This is a genomic window from Saccharothrix sp. BKS2 (assembly GCF_047689505.1).
GTDB lineage: Bacteria > Actinomycetota > Actinomycetes > Mycobacteriales > Pseudonocardiaceae > Actinosynnema > Actinosynnema lopnurensis.
This window is the reverse complement of the sequence record NZ_JAUQOL010000022.1, coordinates 18,881-35,217: the sequence shown is the minus strand read 5'-3', so window position 1 is coordinate 35,217 and position 16,337 is coordinate 18,881. Positions and strand designations below refer to the sequence as shown.

The 16,337-nt window shown below is 74.3% G+C and carries 17 protein-coding genes; 10 read left to right on the top strand and 7 right to left on the bottom strand.

Going from position 1 to position 16,337, the window contains the following annotated elements; genetic code table 11:
• Window positions 1–40 precede the first annotated feature (40 nt).
• The 8 genes from Q5530_RS34270 (at window position 41) to Q5530_RS34235 (ending at window position 9,969) form a co-directional block, all read left to right on the top strand.
• Window positions 41–964, top strand: a complete 924-nt coding sequence (locus Q5530_RS34270) for an ABC transporter permease (RefSeq protein ID WP_415366966.1) — start codon at window positions 41–43, stop codon at window positions 962–964.
• Entirely contained in the window at window positions 957–1,856 is a 900-nt protein-coding gene (locus tag Q5530_RS34265; protein ID WP_415366965.1) for an ABC transporter permease, read from the top strand. The genes Q5530_RS34270 and Q5530_RS34265 overlap by 8 nt, the downstream gene beginning before the upstream one ends.
• 8 nt (window positions 1,857–1,864) lie before the next feature.
• On the top strand, window positions 1,865–2,839 hold the full coding sequence (locus tag Q5530_RS34260; RefSeq protein WP_415366964.1) for an ABC transporter ATP-binding protein: 975 nt from the start codon (window positions 1,865–1,867) through the stop codon (window positions 2,837–2,839).
• A complete protein-coding gene (locus tag Q5530_RS34255; RefSeq protein ID WP_380640604.1) occupies window positions 2,832–3,824 on the top strand; it encodes an ABC transporter ATP-binding protein in 993 nt (330 codons plus the stop codon). Before Q5530_RS34260 ends, Q5530_RS34255 begins: the two co-directional genes overlap by 8 nt.
• Before the next feature lie 247 nt (window positions 3,825–4,071).
• A complete protein-coding gene (locus tag Q5530_RS34250) occupies window positions 4,072–5,565 on the top strand; it encodes a PKD domain-containing protein (RefSeq protein ID WP_415366962.1) in 1,494 nt (497 codons plus the stop codon).
• 36 nt (window positions 5,566–5,601) lie between these two features.
• A complete protein-coding gene (locus tag Q5530_RS34245; protein WP_415366960.1) occupies window positions 5,602–7,086 on the top strand; it encodes a hypothetical protein in 1,485 nt (494 codons plus the stop codon).
• 58 nt (window positions 7,087–7,144) lie between these two features.
• Window positions 7,145–9,343 (top strand): ATP-binding protein, encoded by a 2,199-nt coding sequence (locus Q5530_RS34240; protein WP_415366959.1) that lies wholly within the window; start codon window positions 7,145–7,147, stop codon window positions 9,341–9,343.
• 62 nt (window positions 9,344–9,405) lie between these two features.
• The gene (locus tag Q5530_RS34235) at window positions 9,406–9,969 is read left to right on the top strand and encodes a hypothetical protein (protein WP_415366958.1); all 564 of its coding nucleotides are present in this window, start codon (window positions 9,406–9,408) and stop codon (window positions 9,967–9,969) included.
• A gap of 13 nt (window positions 9,970–9,982) precedes the next feature.
• Here the strand turns inward: Q5530_RS34235 and Q5530_RS34230 are convergent, their stop codons facing one another.
• A complete protein-coding gene (locus Q5530_RS34230) occupies window positions 9,983–10,921 on the bottom strand; it encodes an AraC family transcriptional regulator (RefSeq protein WP_415366957.1) in 939 nt (312 codons plus the stop codon).
• An 89-nt stretch (window positions 10,922–11,010) separates the two neighbouring features.
• On the opposite strand from Q5530_RS34230, the gene Q5530_RS34225 reads away from it, so the two are divergent.
• Window positions 11,011–11,856, top strand: coding sequence for an NAD(P)H-binding protein (locus tag Q5530_RS34225; RefSeq protein ID WP_415366956.1), 846 nt, complete (start codon window positions 11,011–11,013; stop codon window positions 11,854–11,856).
• Window positions 11,857–11,971: 115 nt separating this feature from the next.
• Here the strand turns inward: Q5530_RS34225 and Q5530_RS34220 are convergent, their stop codons facing one another.
• A complete protein-coding gene (locus Q5530_RS34220) occupies window positions 11,972–12,151 on the bottom strand; it encodes a hypothetical protein (protein ID WP_415366955.1) in 180 nt (59 codons plus the stop codon).
• A gap of 103 nt (window positions 12,152–12,254) precedes the next feature.
• Between Q5530_RS34220 and Q5530_RS34215 the strand changes: the two genes are divergently transcribed.
• Window positions 12,255–12,470, top strand: a complete 216-nt coding sequence (locus tag Q5530_RS34215) for a hypothetical protein (protein WP_380640614.1) — start codon at window positions 12,255–12,257, stop codon at window positions 12,468–12,470.
• 19 nt (window positions 12,471–12,489) lie between these two features.
• Here Q5530_RS34215 and Q5530_RS34210 read toward each other — a convergent pair whose 3' ends face one another.
• The 5 genes from Q5530_RS34210 to Q5530_RS34190 form a co-directional block, all read right to left on the bottom strand.
• A complete protein-coding gene (locus Q5530_RS34210) occupies window positions 12,490–13,374 on the bottom strand; it encodes an SAM-dependent methyltransferase (protein WP_415366953.1) in 885 nt (294 codons plus the stop codon).
• A gap of 33 nt (window positions 13,375–13,407) precedes the next feature.
• Window positions 13,408–13,938, bottom strand: a complete 531-nt coding sequence (locus Q5530_RS34205) for an EF-hand domain-containing protein (RefSeq protein WP_415366951.1) — start codon at window positions 13,936–13,938, stop codon at window positions 13,408–13,410.
• Between the two features lie 372 nt (window positions 13,939–14,310).
• The gene (locus Q5530_RS34200) at window positions 14,311–14,502 is read right to left on the bottom strand and encodes a hypothetical protein (protein ID WP_415366950.1); all 192 of its coding nucleotides are present in this window, start codon (window positions 14,500–14,502) and stop codon (window positions 14,311–14,313) included.
• On the bottom strand, window positions 14,502–14,915 hold the full coding sequence (locus Q5530_RS34195) for an ATP-binding protein (protein WP_380640620.1): 414 nt from the start codon (window positions 14,913–14,915) through the stop codon (window positions 14,502–14,504). Before Q5530_RS34195 ends, Q5530_RS34200 begins: the two co-directional genes overlap by 1 nt.
• Window positions 14,916–15,022: 107 nt before the next feature.
• Complete coding sequence (locus Q5530_RS34190; protein ID WP_415366948.1) at window positions 15,023–16,246, bottom strand: PP2C family protein-serine/threonine phosphatase; 1,224 nt, start codon at window positions 16,244–16,246, stop codon at window positions 15,023–15,025.
• Window positions 16,247–16,337: the final 91 nt, after the last annotated feature.

Below are 16,337 nucleotides of genomic sequence, written 5' to 3'. Positions count from 1 at the left end.
GGGCGCGCCCCGGGCCGGCCCCCGGCGGTGGGAGGCTCCGTTGGGGCGCTACGTGCTGCGCAGGCTGTTGCAGATGGTCCCGGTGTTCCTCGGGACCACGTTCCTGATCTATGTGATGGTGTGGGCGGTCCCCGGCGACCCGTTCGAGGGCAAGTGCGGCGACCGGGACTGCCCCGAGTCGTACGTGTCGGCGATGCGGGAGCGGTTCAACCTCGACGACCCGCTGCTCGTGCAGTACGCCAAGTACCTGGGCAACCTGGTGCGGGGCGACTTCGGGCTGACCTCGTCGGGGCTCCAGGTCGCGGACCGGATCGCGGCGACGTTCCCCGTCACGCTCAAGCTCGCCCTGGTGGCGCTGGTCGTCGAGGCGGTCATCGGCATCACCGCCGGCGTGGTGTCCGGCCTGCGCAACCGCGGGTTCCTGGACAGCCTGGTGCTGGTCTCGACGCTGTTCCTCATCTCCATCCCGGTGTTCGTCACCGGCTACGTGGTGCAGCTGGTGTTCGGCCTCCAGCTGGGCTGGATCTCGCCGACCGTGACCAGCCCGACGATCGGCAACCTGATCGTGCCCGGCTTCGTGCTCGCGTCGCTGTCCATGGCCTACGTGGCGCGGCTGTCGCGGGCGAGCATCTCCGAGAACCGGCGGGCCGACTACGTGCGCACGGCGCTGGCCAAGGGCCTGCCGCCGCGCCGGGTGGTGGGCGTGCACCTGCTGCGGAACTCGCTGATCCCGGTGATCACGTTCCTCGGCACGGACCTGGGCGCGTTCCTGGGCGGCGCGATCGTCACCGAGGGCATCTTCAACGTGCCCGGCGTCGGCGGCCTGGTGTTCCGCTCGATCCTGACCAAGGACGGCGCGATGGTCACCGGCGTGGTCACCGTCCTGGTGCTCGTGTACCTGCTGATGACGCTGCTGGTGGACCTCCTCTACGCCGTCCTGGACCCGAGGATTCGCTATGACTGAGCAGATCGCTTCGCTGGTCGACGAACGTCCCCGCGGCCTGTTCGGCGACGCCTGGCACGCCCTGCGCCGCCGCGTGCTGTTCTGGGCGGCCGTGTCGATCATCTTCCTGGTCGTGCTGATGGCGCTGTTCCCCGGCCTGTTCGCGTCCGGCGACCCGAACCTGGCGCAGCTGTCCCGCTCGCGCGGCGCGCCGTCGGCCGAGGCGTGGTTCGGCTACGACAACCAGGGCTACGACATCTACACGCGGGTCGTGCACGGCGCGCGGGCGTCCATCGTGGTCGGCCTGCTGTCCACGGTGGGCGTGGTGCTGGTGGGCGCGACGATCGGCATGTTCGCCGGGTTCTACGGCGGGTGGCTCGACGCGGTGGTGTCGCGCATCGCGGACGTGTTCGTGGGCGTGCCGTTCGTGCTGGGCGCGATCGTCATCCTGACCACGCTGAACGCGGGCGGCGACGCGGGCACGGTGCGGATCGTCGCGCAGGTCGTGCTGTCGCTGTCGGTGCTGTCCTGGCCGGTGGCGATGCGGATCATGCGGTCCACCGCCATCGCCGCCAAGCAGCAGGACTACGTGAAGGCGGCGCGGGCGCTCGGCGCGTCGCCGTCGCGGATCATCACCAAGCACATGCTGCCCAACTGCGTGGCGCCCGTGCTGGTGTACTCGACGATCGCGCTCGGCGCGTTCATCGGCGCCGAGGCGACCCTGTCCTACCTGGGCATCGGGCTGCGCCAACCGGTCGTGTCGTGGGGCGTGATGATCAACAGCGCCAAGGACTACCTGCGCGTCGCGCCGCACGCGCTGCTGTTCCCGGCCGGGTTCCTGACCGCCACCGTGCTGGCGTTCGTGATGCTGGGCGACGCCGTGCGCGAAGCCCTCGACCCCAAGTTGCGGTGAGGTGGGCTGTGCTGGAAGTGGAGGACCTGCACGTCGAGTTCCGCACGCGCGACGGCGTGGCGCGGGTGCTCAACGGCGTGAGCTACCGGGTGGCGGCGGGCGAGACGCTGGCCGTGCTCGGGGAGTCGGGGTCGGGCAAGAGCGTCACCGCCCAGGCCGTCATGGGCATCCTGGACACGCCGCCCGCGTTCGTCACCCGGGGCTCGGTGCGGTTCCACGGCGAGGAGCTGCTGACCGCCTCGCCGGAACGGCGGCGCGCGGTGCGGGCGTCCGGCGTGGCGATGGTCTTCCAGGACGCGCTGTCCGCGCTGAACCCGGTGTTCACCGTCGGGTTCCAGATCGAGGAGCAGCTGCGGCTGCGGCTCGGCCTGAGCCGCAAGGACGCGCGGACGCGGGCGATCGAGCTGCTGGACCTGGTGCGCATCCCGTCGGCCGGGCAGCGGGTCCGCGAGTACCCGCACCAGTTCTCCGGCGGCATGAGGCAGCGGGCGATGATCGCGATGGCGCTCGCGCTCAACCCCGAGGTGCTCATCGCCGACGAGCCGACGACCGCGCTCGACGTGACCGTGCAGGCGCAGATCATGGACCTGCTGCGGGAGATCCAGCGCGAGCGGTCCATGGGGCTGGTGCTGATCACGCACGACCTGGGCGTGGTCGCGGAGGTCGCGGACCGGATCGCGGTCATGTACGCGGGGCGCATCGTGGAGGAGGCCGACGCGGTGTCGCTGTTCCGCTCGCCCGGCCACCCCTACACGGCCGCGCTGATGCGGTCGCTGCCCCGCCTGGACTCGTCGAAGCACTCGGCGCTGGAGACCATCAAGGGGCTGCCGCCGAGCCTGCTGCGCATCCCGCCGGGGTGCCCGTTCCACCCGCGATGCCCGCGCGCCGAGGCCGTGTGCGCGGTGGACGTGCCCGCGTTCGTGCCGCTGGGGCCGGGGCGGGGCAGTGCGTGCCACTTCGCGGAGGAGGTCGTCCGTGGCTGAGCTGCTGGAGGTCCGGGACCTGGTCAAGCACTTCCCGGTGACGCGCGGGGTGCTGTTCCGGCGCACGATCGGCCAGGTGCGCGCCGTGGACGGCGTGTCGTTCTCGCTGGCGGCGGGGGAGACGCTGGGGGTGGTCGGCGAGTCGGGCTGCGGGAAGTCGACGCTGGCCCAGGTGCTGATGCGCCTGGAACCGCCCACGTCCGGCACGGCCCTGTTCGAGGGCGAGCCGATGTTCCCGCTCCGGGGCGCGGCGCTGAAGGCGTGGCGGCGGGACATGCAGATCGTGCTCCAGGACCCGTACACCTCGCTCAACCCGAGGATGACCGTCGGCGACATCGTCGGCGAGCCGTTCGACATCCACCCGGAGGTCGCGCCGAAGGGGTCGCGGGCGGGGCGGGTGCGGGAGCTGCTCGACGTGGTCGGCCTGAACCCCGAGCACCTCAACCGCTACCCGCACCAGTTCTCCGGCGGGCAGCGGCAGCGGATCGGGATCGCGCGGGCGCTGGCGCTGCGGCCGAAGGTGATCGTGTGCGACGAGCCGGTGTCCGCGCTGGACGTGTCCATCCAGGCGCAGGTGATGAACCTGCTGGCGGGGTTGCAGGGCGAGTTCGGGCTGTCGTACGTGTTCATCGCGCACGACCTGTCCGTGGTGCGGCACCTGTCCGACCGGGTGGCCGTGATGTACCTCGGGAAGATCGTGGAGATCGGCACCGAGCGGGAGATCTACGAGCACCCCACGCACCCGTACACGCAGGCCCTGCTGTCGGCCGTGCCGGTGCCCGACCCGGAGCTGCGCGGGCAGCGGGACGTGATCCGGCTGACCGGTGACGTGCCGTCGCCGATCGACCCGCCGTCGGGCTGCCGGTTCCGCACCCGGTGCTGGAAGGCGCGGGACGTGTGCGCGACCGAGGAGCCGCTCCTGGTGGACCGCGGCGGCCACCCCAGCGCGTGCCACTTCGCGGAGGAGCGCCACGTCGTCCCCTGAGCCGGGTCGTCGGACACCGGACACGACGCCGGGGGACCGGCGTGGCCGTGGGCGCCGGTCCCCCGGATGACCCCCGTCCCGGGACCGGCGTCGGCGCGGCCGTCCGGCTCACCCGGCCGCACCCCGGTGAGCCGGACGGCCCAACTTCGCCCGTCGCCGGTCACACCGCGCCCCCGGCCGCCGATGTACGGGACAAGGGGCCGTCCACCGGCAGGTGGGCGGATTTTTTTCAGGGGGGTTCCACACGATGCTGTCCTCGCGACGGCGCGCGTCCGCGCGCGCCCGTGTCGCCGCGATCGGTTCCGCCACCGCGGTGCTGACGGCGCTGCTTCCCGGCGTCGCGCACGCCGAGCCACCGTCCAACGACGATTTCGACCGCTCGACACCCGTCACGGCGCTGCCGTTCAGCGCCCAGCAGGACACGAGCGAGGCCACCGGGGTGAACGACGACCCCTCGTGGTGCCAGTTCTACAACGTCGAGGGCGGTGTCTGGTTCACCCACACCGCCACCGCGGACGGCTTCCTGCGGGCCGACACCGCGGGCAGCGACCACCCCACCGTCCTCTCGGCCAACACCGGGGACCGGCGGGACCTGCGCGGCGTGGACGACGCCTGCGACATCGGCACCGACGCCACCGTGACGTTCCGCGCCACCGCGGGCACCACCTACCACTTCTTCGTCGCGGGCTACGACGTCACCGGCGGGGCGCTGCGGTTCAACCTGGCCGCGGTCGCGCCCGCGCCGAACGACGCGTTCGCCGCCGCCGAGCCCGTCACGGCCCTGCCGCACGTGGCCCGGCCGGACCTGTCGACCGCCACCTTCGAGGCCGACGAACCCGAGTCGAGCTGCGTCGACGCCGAGACCGTGCCGTCGGTCTGGTACTCCTACACCCCCGTCGTGACGACGTCGGTCACGGCGCGGGTGGAGCACACCGACACGGCCGTCACGGTCTACACCGGCGCGGCCCCGCACGAGCTGACCCAGGTGGCCTGCAAGGCGTTCTCCTACGGGGAACCCACCGCCTTCCGGGCGACCGCGGGCACCACCTACCACCTGCGGGTCACCGGCCCGGTGCACAGCCACCAACCGGTCGCGCTCCACCTGGACGAGGCGCCCGCGCTGCGGCCCTACGTCGACCGGTCGACGTCCGACCCGTCGGTCTACGACACCGTCCACTTCAGCCCCGGCTCCTGGAGCTCGATCGACCGGCCGTTGAGCGGGGAGTGGGACTTCGGCGACGGCACGACCGCGCCGAGCACCACCGGGAGCGTGTCCCACCGCTACCCCGCCGACGGCACCTACCGCGTCACCCTGCGCGCCGCGTCGCCCGACGGCCGCACCGCCACCGTCACCTCCGACGTCGTGGTCGCGACGCACGACGTGGCCATCAGCCGGTTCGACGTGCCGCGGACGGCCGGCCAGGGCGAGACGAAGACCATCGAGGTGCACGTGGCCAACACCCGTTACGACGAGGTGGTGACCGTGGTGCTGCACCGGCACGACGGGAGGTCCTGGAGCGAGGTCGGCTCCCAGACCCTGGTGGTGCCGGCGCGGCCGACCCGCAAGGTCCGGTTCCCCTTCGCCTACACGTTCACCCCCGACGACGCCGTCCTGGGCAAGGTCGGCTTCCGGGCCGAGGTGCGGCTGCCGTACCCGGCGCGCGACGCCCGTCCGGTGGACAACGAGGTCATCTCCATCGCCACCACCGTGACCGGCCCCGCCGGCCTGGCCGTCGCCTGACCGCCCGCACACCACCACTCCCGGGGGAGACCACGGATGACACTGTCCACCCGGCGGCGGGCCTCCACGCGCCCGCGCACGCCGATCATCGGCCTCGTCGTCGCCGCGACCGTGGCCCTGGCGCCCGGTGTCGCGCACGCCGAGCCGCCGACCAACGACGATTTCGACACCGCCACCGCCATCACCGCCCTGCCGTTCACCACCACGCAGGACACCACCCTGTCCACCAAGGCGGTCGACGACCCGACCGACTGCTACCACTGGGGTTCGCGCAGCGTCTGGTTCCGCTACACGGCGCCCGCGGACGGCATCGTCAAGGCCACCACGTCCAGCACCGGGTACACGCCGCTCATCGCCGTCTACACCGGTGAGCGGGGCGCGCTCGCGCAGGTGCCGGGCGGGTGCACGCTCGACAGCGCGCCGGTCGAGACGTTCCACGTGGCCGCGGGCGTGACCTACCACCTCGTGCTGATCGAGTTCTACGGCGGCGGCCAGGTCGGCTTCGACCTCACCTCGGTCCCGCCCCCGCCCAACGACGACCTCGCCGCGGCGAGCGCGGTCGGGCTGCCCGCGAAGCTCACCGGCGACCTGGCGCGCGCGTCGGCCGAGCCGGACGAGGTCGAGCCGAGCTGCGAGCGCGACGCCGACCGCTCGGTCTGGTACCGCTACACCTCCGAGCGGACCCGGTCGGTGGCCGTGGACGACGCCTGGGGCACGCCGGGCATCACCGTGCTGCGGGGCGGGCCCGGCGCGCTGACCGAGGTCGACTGCGTGGTGTCGGGGATGGCCACGGCCGCGGTGTTCACCGCCGAGGCCGGCGTGACCTACCACCTCAGGGTGGCCGACCGCGCCGAGCGCGCGCGGGCGTTCGAGCTGGACCTGGTCAACGCGCCGGCCATCGCGCCGACCGCCTGGCCCTGGCCGGAGAGGCCGACGACGTTCGACGACGTCTCGTTCACCACCGCCTCGGGCGACCGCCTCGGCCGCCCGCTGGTCGGCGGCGAGGTGCGGTTCGGCGACGGCACGTCCGCGCCGATCACCGGTGAGGACCTCGTGCACCGCTACGCGGCGGACGGCGAGTACCGCGTGGAGGTGACCGGCTGGACCGCCGACGGCCGCTCGGGCACCGGGGTGCGGACGATCAGGGTCGAGACGCACGACGTGGCGCTGTCCGGCCTCACCGTGCCGACCTCGGCGCGCGCGGGGCAGACCAGGGCGATCGGGGTGGCGGTCCGGAACAACACCGGCTCGCCCGAGGACGTCGAGGTCGAGCTGTCGAGGATGTCGGAGAGCGGCTACCACAACCGGGTCGGCGTGATCAGGCAGTGGGTCGCGGGCGGCGCGGCGGTGGAGCTGCCGTTCATCTACACCTACACCGCGGCCGACGTCGCCGCGGGCCGGGTGGCGTTCCAGGTGCGGGCGCGGGTGAACGGCTCGTGGGAGGGCGACGACAACCCCGTGGACAACGTCCTGGAGGCCGCGACGACCACCGTGCGCGCCGCGGCCAACCGCGTGATCTGACGGGGGTGGCGGGGGAGCGGCGTTCCCCCGCCACCCCCGCTGCCCCAGGATGGGGGGCGTGCAGCGGGCCGACGACACGCGGAACTCCTTCTCGGGCAACGCCGGCGCGGTGGTGCAGGCCGGTGGCATCCACGGCGGGCTGCACCTCCACCGGTCGGGGGAACCGGTCCTGCCGGTCCCCCGCCAGCTCCCGCTCGACGTCCCCGACTTCACCGGCCGCGCGGACGACCTGCGGCGGCTCGACGGGTTCCTCGCGGCGGGCCGGGCGGTCGCGGTCGCCGTGGTCACCGGCCCGCCGGGGGTGGGCAAGACCACCCTGGCCGTCCACTGGGCCCACCGCGGGAGCCCGCGCTTCCCCGACGGCCAGCTGTACGTGGACCTGCGCGGGTTCGACCCGACCGCGCCGGTGCCCGCGCACCAGGCGCTCGACTCGTTCGTCCGGGCCCTCGGCGTCGCACCCGAGCGGATTCCCGGGCCGCTGGACGAGACGGCCGCGCTGTACCGCTCGCTGCTGGCGGACCGGCGGGTGCTGGTGGTGCTGGACAACGCGGTCGACGTCGGCCAGGTCCGCCCCCTGCTGCCCGGCTCCGCCACGTGCGCGGTCGTCGTGACGAGCCGCAACCGCCTGGCCGGGCTGGTCGCGGGCGCGGGCGCCCGGCGGGTCGTGCTGGACGTGCTGCCCCCGGCCGAGTCGGTGGCGCTGCTGGGGGCCGCGGCGGGGGCCGAGCGGCTGGCCGCGGAGCCGGAGGCCGCCGGTGAGCTGGCGCGGCTGTGCGGGCACCTGCCGCTGGCGCTGGGGATCGCGGGGGAACGGGTCGCGCGGAGCGCGCACTGGACCGTCTCCGACCTGGTCGGCGAGTTCGCCGCCGAACAGCACCGGCTCGACCTGCTCGCCACCGGCTCCGGCTCCGCCGGCTTCGCCGACGACGGGGCCGCCACCTCCACCCCTGCCACCTCCACCCCTGCCGCCACCACCTCTACCACCGCCGACGACGGGGCCGGCGCCGTGCGCGCGGTGTTCTCCTGGTCCTACCGGAAACTGCCCGCCGGCGTGGCGCGCGTGTTCCGCGGACTCGGCCGGCACCCCGGTCCCGAGTTCGGCGTCCCGGCCGCCGCCGAGCTGGCGGGCGTGCCGGAGTCGGAGGCCCGGTCGGCGCTGGAGGCGCTGGTGGACGCCAACCTGCTCGTCGAGGTCGACCGGGGTCGCTACGGGTTCCACGACCTGCTGCGGCTGTACGCGGTCGAGCGGGCCGGGGCCGAGGAGACGGCGGCCGACGGCGCGGCGGCGGTGCGCCGCCTGCTGGAGTGGTACCTGCGGGTGGCCGACGCCGCCGACCACCTGCTGACCCGCCGGTCGTACTGCGTGCCGCTCGACCACCGGGGGGCCGACGTCCCGCCCGCGCCCTTCACCGACCACCGGGGCGCCGGGGCGTGGTGCGATCGCGAGCACGTCAACCTGATGGCCGCGATCCGGCTCGCGGCCGACCGCGGCGAGCACTCGCTCGCCTGGCGGCTGCCGGTCGCGCTGTGGGGGTTCTTCTTCCTCCGCAAGCACTGGCGGGACTGGATCACCGCCTTGACCACCGGCCTGGCGTCGGCCAGGGCGATCGGCGACCGCCGCGGCGAGGCGTGGACGCTGCACTCGCTCCGGGAGGCCCACTTCAGCATGCACCGGACGGGCGAGGCACCCGAGTACGGGCGGCAGGCGCTGGACCTCTTCCGCGAGGTCGGGGACGGGTGGGGAATCCGGGAGGCGCTGAGCAACCTGGGCTACGCCCACCGCCTCCAGGGACGTCCCGACGAGGCGTTGGCGCACCTGGACGAGGCGCTGGCGCTGTGGCGGCGCGGCGACAGCCGGTGGGGGCAGGCGTGGACGCTGCACAGCCTCGGTGAGACCTACCTGGACCTGGGTCGGTGGGACGAGGCGGAACAGGTCCTGCGCGAGGCGCTCGACCTGTTCGGCGACATCGGGCACCGGCAGGCCGAGGGCTTCGCCCGGGGCGGCATCGGTCACGTCCACCTCGGGCGGGGGTCGTCCGAGGCGGCCGTGGCCGAGTTCCGGCGGGCCGCGGCCCTGCACGAGGAGGTCGGCGACCGCTGGAGCGCGGTCCGCACCCTGACCGGTCTCGGTCGCGCCCTGCGCGCCACCGGCGAGACCGCGGCGGCCCTCAACTGCTGGCGGGAGGCCCTCGCCGTCTGCGAGGACCTGAACGACCCGGTGACCGCGGCCGGGATCCGCGCGCTGCTCGGACCGTGAGCGCGGCGGGGGCGGTCGAGCCGACCGGTGCGCCGTTCGCCGCTGGTGCTTGGATCCTCGCCATGGGTGATGCGGAGCAGATGTGGGTCGCCGTCGTGCCGGCCTTCGACGAGGACGAGGACGAGGACGGAGACGGGGCCGGGACCGGCGAGGGCGGCGAGGCCGAACTGGTCGTGATCGGGATCGACCCGACCGCGGACGACCCGGGCCAGTGGGTGGTCAACGCCCTGATGGACCGGGGCCACGAGGCCGAGGAGTGCGTGTTCTACCTGCTCCCGTTCGACCTGGGGATGCGCTACGAGCGCGCCGGCGACCGGCTGGGCGTGCTCCTGCTGACCTCGCCCGGGGCGTTCGACGAGGTGGTGCCGAAGTACGGGGAGGAACTCGTCGCCGCCGCCGCGCACCTGCGCGCGGCCCCGCTGGTGGACGGCGGTGTGCCGCTGCTGCGCCGGGAGATCGCCACCGGCTTCGACCCCGCCACCGAGGAGGGTGGGCAACCGGTGGTGCTGCTGGTGCGCGAGGGTCCGGCGGCGGGGGCGGACCTGTTCTCGGCGTTCGAGGAGGGCGAGGCGGCGCTCGCGGTCGTCGGCCCGTGGGGGAGCGACGAGGGCGGCGAGGACGACTGACCCGGCCCGCGGGTCAGCCCGCTCGCCACTGCGCCGGCCGTGAGGCCCGGTGGTCGCCGGGCCGCATGCCGCGCAGCCGCTTGAACGCCACGCTGAGCGCGAAAGCGTTGGCGTAGCCCACTTTCCTCGCGATCGTGGCCACCGTGTCGTCGGTCCGCCGCAGCAGGTCCGCGGCCAGCGCGATCCGCCGGCCCGTGAGGTAGGTCATCGGCGGTTCGCCGACCGCGGCGGTGAACCGCCGGGCGAGCGCGGCCCGCGACACCCCGACCCCGCCCGCCAGGGCCGCCACCGTCCACGGGTGCGCGGGCGCGTCGTGCAGCAGCCGGAGCGCGGCGCCCGCCACCGGGTCGGCCGGCGCGCGGCACCAGGCCGGGACGTCGGCGCCCGGGGTGTCGAACCAGCTGCGCAGCGCGGAGACCAGCATCAGGTCCAGCAGCCGGTCCAGCACGACCTGCTGCCCCGGCCGCTCCCCGGCGACCTCCTCGGCCACCGACTCCACCGAGGGGGAGGGACCCGCCGGCACCACCAGCACGGGGGGCAGCGCGCGCAGCAGCCGTTCGCTGAGCTCCCCCCGGCGCTCGAACGCCCCGCTGAGCAGCACGGCGGCCCCTTCGTCCGGGGTGCCGCAGGTCCGGGCGGGCCCCGGCGCGTGCTCGACGCCCCGGGCGCTCGGGCAGTAGTCGGCACTGGTCACCACCAGGGACGGGGTGGTCGAGGGGTCGTCGGCCACCGCGTAGGGCACGTCGCCGCGGACCAGGGCGACGTCGCCGGTCCCGACGGCCACCGGCTCGTGCCGGTCGGGGACGATCCAGGCCCGGCCGCGCAGCATCGTGGCCAGCGTCAGCGGGGCGCCGCCGGCCATCCGCAGGGCCCAGGGCGGTCGCATGGTCGTGCGGCGGAAGACCGCGCCGCGCGCCCGCACGTCCGCCAACAGCTCCGACACGACGTCCACGTCCCCAGCGTAGCCGGCGTGGACGCCCTGACATCGAAGTGAGCTGCTCAGCCATGGATCGTCTCAGGTGAGGCCGGTTGACTGGGGTCATGGCTGAACACCCCGTCCTGGTCACCGGGGCGACCGGCAAGTCCGGCCGCCGGGTCGTCGCCCGACTGCGGGCCGCGGGGCTGCCCGTCCGCGCGGCGGCCCGCACCGGCGAGCACCCCTTCGACTGGCACGACCGCGGCACCTGGGACGCCGCCCTGGAGGGCGTGCGGTCCGCGTACGTCGTGCAGCTGGACGGCACGAAGCTCGTCCGCCCGTTCGTCGAACTGGCGGTGCGGCACGGGGTGCGGCGGGTCGTGCTGGCCTCGGGGCGCGGTATCGACGACCCGGACTACGTCCGGGACGGCGGCGGGGTCCTGGAGGGCCTCCTCGACAGCGAGGCCGCCGTGCGGGGGAGCGGTCTGGAGTGGACGATCAGCCGGCCCGGCTGGTTCGCGCAGAACTTCAGCGAGGGCTTCTTCGCCGACGCCGTGCGCGCCGGGGAGCTGCGGCTGCCCGCCGGCGAGGGGGCCGCGAGCTTCGTCGACGCCGAGGACATCGCCGCCGTGGTGGTCGCCGCGCTGACCGAGGACCGGCACGCGGGCCAGGTCTACGAGCTGTCCGGACCCCGGGCGGTGACGCTGGCCGAGGCGGTCGCGACGATCTCCGGGGCCACCGGGCGCGACATCCGCTACGTGCCGCTGTCCGCTGAGGACTACATCGCGGAACTCGGCGGGCAGGGGGTGCCGCGCGCGGACGCCGAGGTCTTGGCCGATGTCGTGGAGCCGCTGGGGAAGGGCGCGGACGAGTACGTCTCCGACGGCGTGTGGCGGGCCCTCGGCCGCCCGCCGCGGACCTTCGCCGAGTTCGCCGCGTCCACCGCCGCCGCGGGTGGTTGGCCGGCCTGAGCGTCAGCGGGGGATCGGCGGCCGCCGGTTTCCCGTTGCCGGGGGCACGACCGGGGTTGCTCGTGCCTGACCGCTCGCCCGCGCCGCGCCCGGCCGCGATCCTCAGACGTGGCCGTCATGGCGCGCCACCGCCGTCGTCGAGGGCCGCGCCGCACCGCGGGCACACCTCGGGAGGCTCGCCGTCGGCCAACAACCCGCACTCCGGGCACACCCGCGACAACCAGCACACCGGGTCACCACCCTCGACGCGCTCACCCCGGGCCACCTCCGCGGGGCCCTCGTCCGACTCCGCCACCGACCTCACCTCCGCTCCCGACCGCACGCCCACCCACGTGGTTTGGCGGTGCCGCGCGGCAGGGTATGGGACCTGTGATCACAACCCTGCCGATGGAGGTACCGTGACGTCCGCCACCCGTCAACGCTTCATCCCCTCCAGCACCCGCCTCTCGGCGCTCTACCTGCTGGTCGGGGTGCTCTTCACGGCCCTCAACGGCTGGCGGATGGCCCGAGCCGGCGAGGTCGCCGTCTTCCCGGCCATCGGTCTCGTGGCGGGCCTGGCGCTCGTCGTCGTCGCAGTCGTGGGCCTGGCGACGCACCGCCGGAGCGCCCGGTAGGTCCCGGGGATCGCGGGACCTACGCCGGCTTCTCCGCGAACACCCAGCGGTTGTCGCCGAGCGGGTCGTCCGCCTCCGGTTCGGGGCCGCGGCCGTGCCGGGCGGTGAACTCGAACGGCGTGCGGGTGGTCGTGGACCAGCCGCGGCCGGCGAGGTCGGCCGCCGAGTCGGGCCGGGGGCCCGGGTCGAACAGCGCGACCAGGTCCACGCCGATCCTGGTCGCCGCCCCGGTGTAGAGCGGGTGGGCGACGACGGCCGGCGAGGTCGGGCGCGACTTGGTCTCGTAGGCCAGCGCGCTGCCCGCCGCCGACAGCCGGTCGGCGGTGGCCACCAGCCGCTGCTCGGCGGCGGGCGTCAGGTACATGATCAGGCCCTCCACCAGCCAGGCCGTGGGTTCACCCGGCACGAAGCCGCCCGCGGTCAGCACCGACCCCCAGTCGTGCCCCAGGTCGACGGCCACCGGCACGCGCGCGGCCCGCGGGCGCGCCCCCAGCCCGTCGAGGACCCGCTGCTTGAACGCCAGCACCGGTCCCCGGTCGAGCTCGAACACGCTGACGCCCGCCGGCCAGTCCAGGCGCAGCGCCCGCGTGTCCAGCCCCGCGCCCAGGAGCACGACCTGCCGCGCGCCCGCGTGCGCCGACCGCAGCAGGAAGTCGTCGAACACCCTCGTGCGCAACCCGAAGTAGCGGGCCAGTCGCCCCCACAGCGGGTCGGCGTCGCCGTCGGGCACCTCCTCGGGGCGCACCGGCCACCCGGCCGAGGCCGGCGCCGCCCGCACGAAGTGCTCGGCGTACACGTCCTCGGCGAGCCGGTCGGCGCGGCGCGCCTCGATCGCCCTCGCCGCGGCGACCAGCAACGCGGTCCGGCCGACCCCGACGTCGATCCCGTCCTGCCCGGTGGACACGGGGACGTCCCCTCCCGTCGTCACGCGCCCGTCTCAGCCCGTCCCGCCGACCAGGAGGTCACCGGCGATGCCCGCCTTGTCCGGCCGGTAGTAGTCCTTGATGGCCTCGACCCACGTGGGCACCTCGACCTCGTCGGCCTCGGAGGGGCCGAACGCGTCGAACAGCGCGTTGGTGTTCGCCGTCTCGAAGCCGATCGCGGTCATCAGGTCGATGAACAGCGGGCGCTCGATGCGGCCGTCACCGTCCGGGTCGCCCAGCGCGGCGAGTGATTCGGCGAACTCCGCGACGGTGCCCTCGAACCGCTCCGGCGACAGCACGCACGCGGCGAACTCCTCGGGGGTGACCGAGCCGTCGCGGTCGGTGTCCAGCTCGGTGGCCAGCGTCTCCCAGTAGCCGCGGAAGGCGGCGGTCATCCGCGCGCGCGCCGCGTCGTCGGACGCGGTGGCCACCGCGTCGACGCGCCCGGCCATCGCCTCGAAGTCGTCGGCCTCGACCCGGCCGTTCCCGTTGACGTCGAACAGGGAGAACACGAGTCCGATCCGGGCCTGGGCTTCGGTCTGCATGGGGGACGGTCCCTTCATCGTGCGGGTGGGTCGGTGGCCGGTGGGTCACTGTGCCACGGTTCGGGGGCTCACCCACCCGGACGACGACCGCGTTCGGGGAGCGCGCAGCGCAGTGTTGCCGGTGGACTCCTCCCGTGCTCCTGTCCGGTCCCCGATGTGCCTCACCCGGACGTGTTGGAGACACCCGGTGAGTGGGTGACCCCCGCACCAACAGGGAGGTGTCCCCCCGAACGGGTGATTTCGTTGCGCCATGGGCGTGTCCGGCTCGCCCGCCTGCGGAGGTCCGCGCGGTGACCGGACCGGTCAGCGGACCGCCCGGGTGGTGTCGACCGCGGTGATGTCGCGGAACTCGGAGTCGCCCGCGCAGGGGCTCTACCGGGTGGTCTGGTCGGTGACGGCGAGGTTCTGGAGGAGGGTCCGGTTGTCGTCCGGGAAGTCGGTGCGCGCGGCCGGGCGGATCCCGCCGCCGCCGGACACCCGACCGCCCCGGGCAGCGGTCGTGACGCCGCGGCAGTTCTCGACCAGGACGGCGTCGGTGCCGGTGCCGGTGCGCAACCGCGACATCACCGCGCGGCGAGGGCGCAGGGGATCTCGGCCCAGACCGTCTTGCCGTGCGGGTGGTGGTCCACCCCCCAGTCCTCGGACAGGTTGGCGACGAGGACCAGGCCCCGCCCGCGGTGGGGACCGAGCCGGGAGCGGCCGAGGGTGGGGCGCTCGGAGGACACGTCGTCGACCTCGATGCGGACCACGCAGGGCTCGGACGAGCGCCGCAGGCGGACGCGGCGGGGCGCGTGACCGTGGTCGTAGGCGTTGGCGACCAGCTCGGTCACCACCAGGACGCAGTCGTCCAGGTCGTCGTCGACCAGGTCGGCCAGCTCGCCTCCCGCCCACCGGCGCACCGACACCAGCGGGGTGACGTCGTCGCCCAGCTCCAGGGTCGGGGACCGCAACGGTCCGGGGCGATCGTCGATGTCCACGATTGTCACGTTCTCCTCCGGTGACGACTCCTCACCCGATGAGGTACCCGTTTACCCGACGAGCACACTGATCGTGTTGGGAACGACCAACCGTGGGACGGTGGTGTTCACAGGGTGGGCAGCAGGGTGGCCTGGTCGGTAGTCGTCCACTCCACCATCAGGAGGGTGGCGTCGTCCTGGAGGTGGTCGCGCTGGTGGTCGAGCACGGCGCGCACGACGCGGCGCAGCGTCTCGGGCGCGGGCAGGCCGGCGGCTTCGTGGCGCTCGGTGAGGTCGACCAGCCGGTCCAGGCCGAAGAACTCGCCGCCGGGGCTGCGGGCCTCGACCACGCCGTCGCTGTAGAACAGCACGCGGTCGCCGGGTTGCAGCTGCTCGTGCTGCACCTCGGGCTTGACGGTGTCGATGGAGCCCAGGCCCAGGGCGGTGCGTCCGCCGCCGTCGAGCAGCCGGACCACGCGGCCCTCCCGCAGCACCACGGGCGGCGGGTGCCCGGCGTTGAGGTAGTGCAGCTCGCCGGTGTCCAGGTCCAGCTGCGTCAGGAACGCGGTGGCGTAGGTGAAGGTGTCGGCCGGGCGGTGGGCGGCGATGGTGTCGTCGGCCAGCTCGGCGGCGGCGATCAGGTCGGCGCCCGCCCGGCGGGCGTTGCGGGTAGCGGCCAGGGCGATGGAGGTGGTCAGGCCCGCGTGCAGGTCGTGGCCCATCGCGTCGAAGATCGCCACGTAGGCGTGGCCGTCGTCCACGGCGTAGTCGAAGCCGTCGCCGCCGACCCGGTCGTAGGGCTCCATCGCCGCGGCGATGACCACCCGGTCGCTGGCGAACACCTTCGGCGGCAGCAGCTGCCACAGCAGCTCGGCGGCCACCGACAGCGGCCTGGTGCGGCGCACGCGGTGGAACAGGTCGCTGTAGAGCTGCTTGCTCAGCACGAGGTGCGCGAGCTGCCCGGCCAGCGCCCAGCAGTACCCGCGCAGCACCCGGTCGTGCGGGTCGGCGTCCGGGGGCAGGGTCATCCGGGCCACGCCGAGCCGTTCGGTGCCGTCGAGCACCGGCACCCACAGGTGCGGGGCCTCCCCCTCGACCACCGAGACGGCGATGTCCAGCCGGGCGAACACCCGGCCCGCCAAGGTGGCCTCCACCGACAGCGACGGCCCGGCGCCCCGGCGCACCGGGTGCAGCTCCCGCTCGCCGAGGTCGACCAGGTAGAGCTCCACCGCCACCCCGACCAGCGCGGCCGCCCCGTCCACGATACCCATCAGGTCGTCGGCGGTGGCGAGGTGCGACTGGTTGACGATGCGCGCGAACACCGCCTGCCAGGACCCCTCTTCTTCGAGCACCGCAAAAGCGTAGGTGAACCCCGGGGGAGGGGGTCGGAGGTGCCCCCGCCGGGCCGATCGGGTTTCGACGGACGTCGAAGTCGTGTGGGTC

Coding starts and splice junctions, on each gene's coding strand:
- Q5530_RS34265 (WP_415366965.1), top strand. CDS start 957: ATGACTGAGCAGATCGCTTCGCTGGTCGACGAACGTCCCCGCGGCCTG.
- Q5530_RS34250 (WP_415366962.1), top strand. CDS start 4,072: ATGCTGTCCTCGCGACGGCGCGCGTCCGCGCGCGCCCGTGTCGCCGCG.
- Q5530_RS34245 (WP_415366960.1), top strand. CDS start 5,602: ATGACACTGTCCACCCGGCGGCGGGCCTCCACGCGCCCGCGCACGCCG.
- Q5530_RS34235 (WP_415366958.1), top strand. CDS start 9,406: ATGGGTGATGCGGAGCAGATGTGGGTCGCCGTCGTGCCGGCCTTCGAC.
- Q5530_RS34225 (WP_415366956.1), top strand. CDS start 11,011: ATGGCTGAACACCCCGTCCTGGTCACCGGGGCGACCGGCAAGTCCGGC.
- Q5530_RS34205 (WP_415366951.1), bottom strand. CDS start 13,938: ATGCAGACCGAAGCCCAGGCCCGGATCGGACTCGTGTTCTCCCTGTTC.
- Q5530_RS34200 (WP_415366950.1), bottom strand. CDS start 14,502: ATGTCGCGGTTGCGCACCGGCACCGGCACCGACGCCGTCCTGGTCGAG.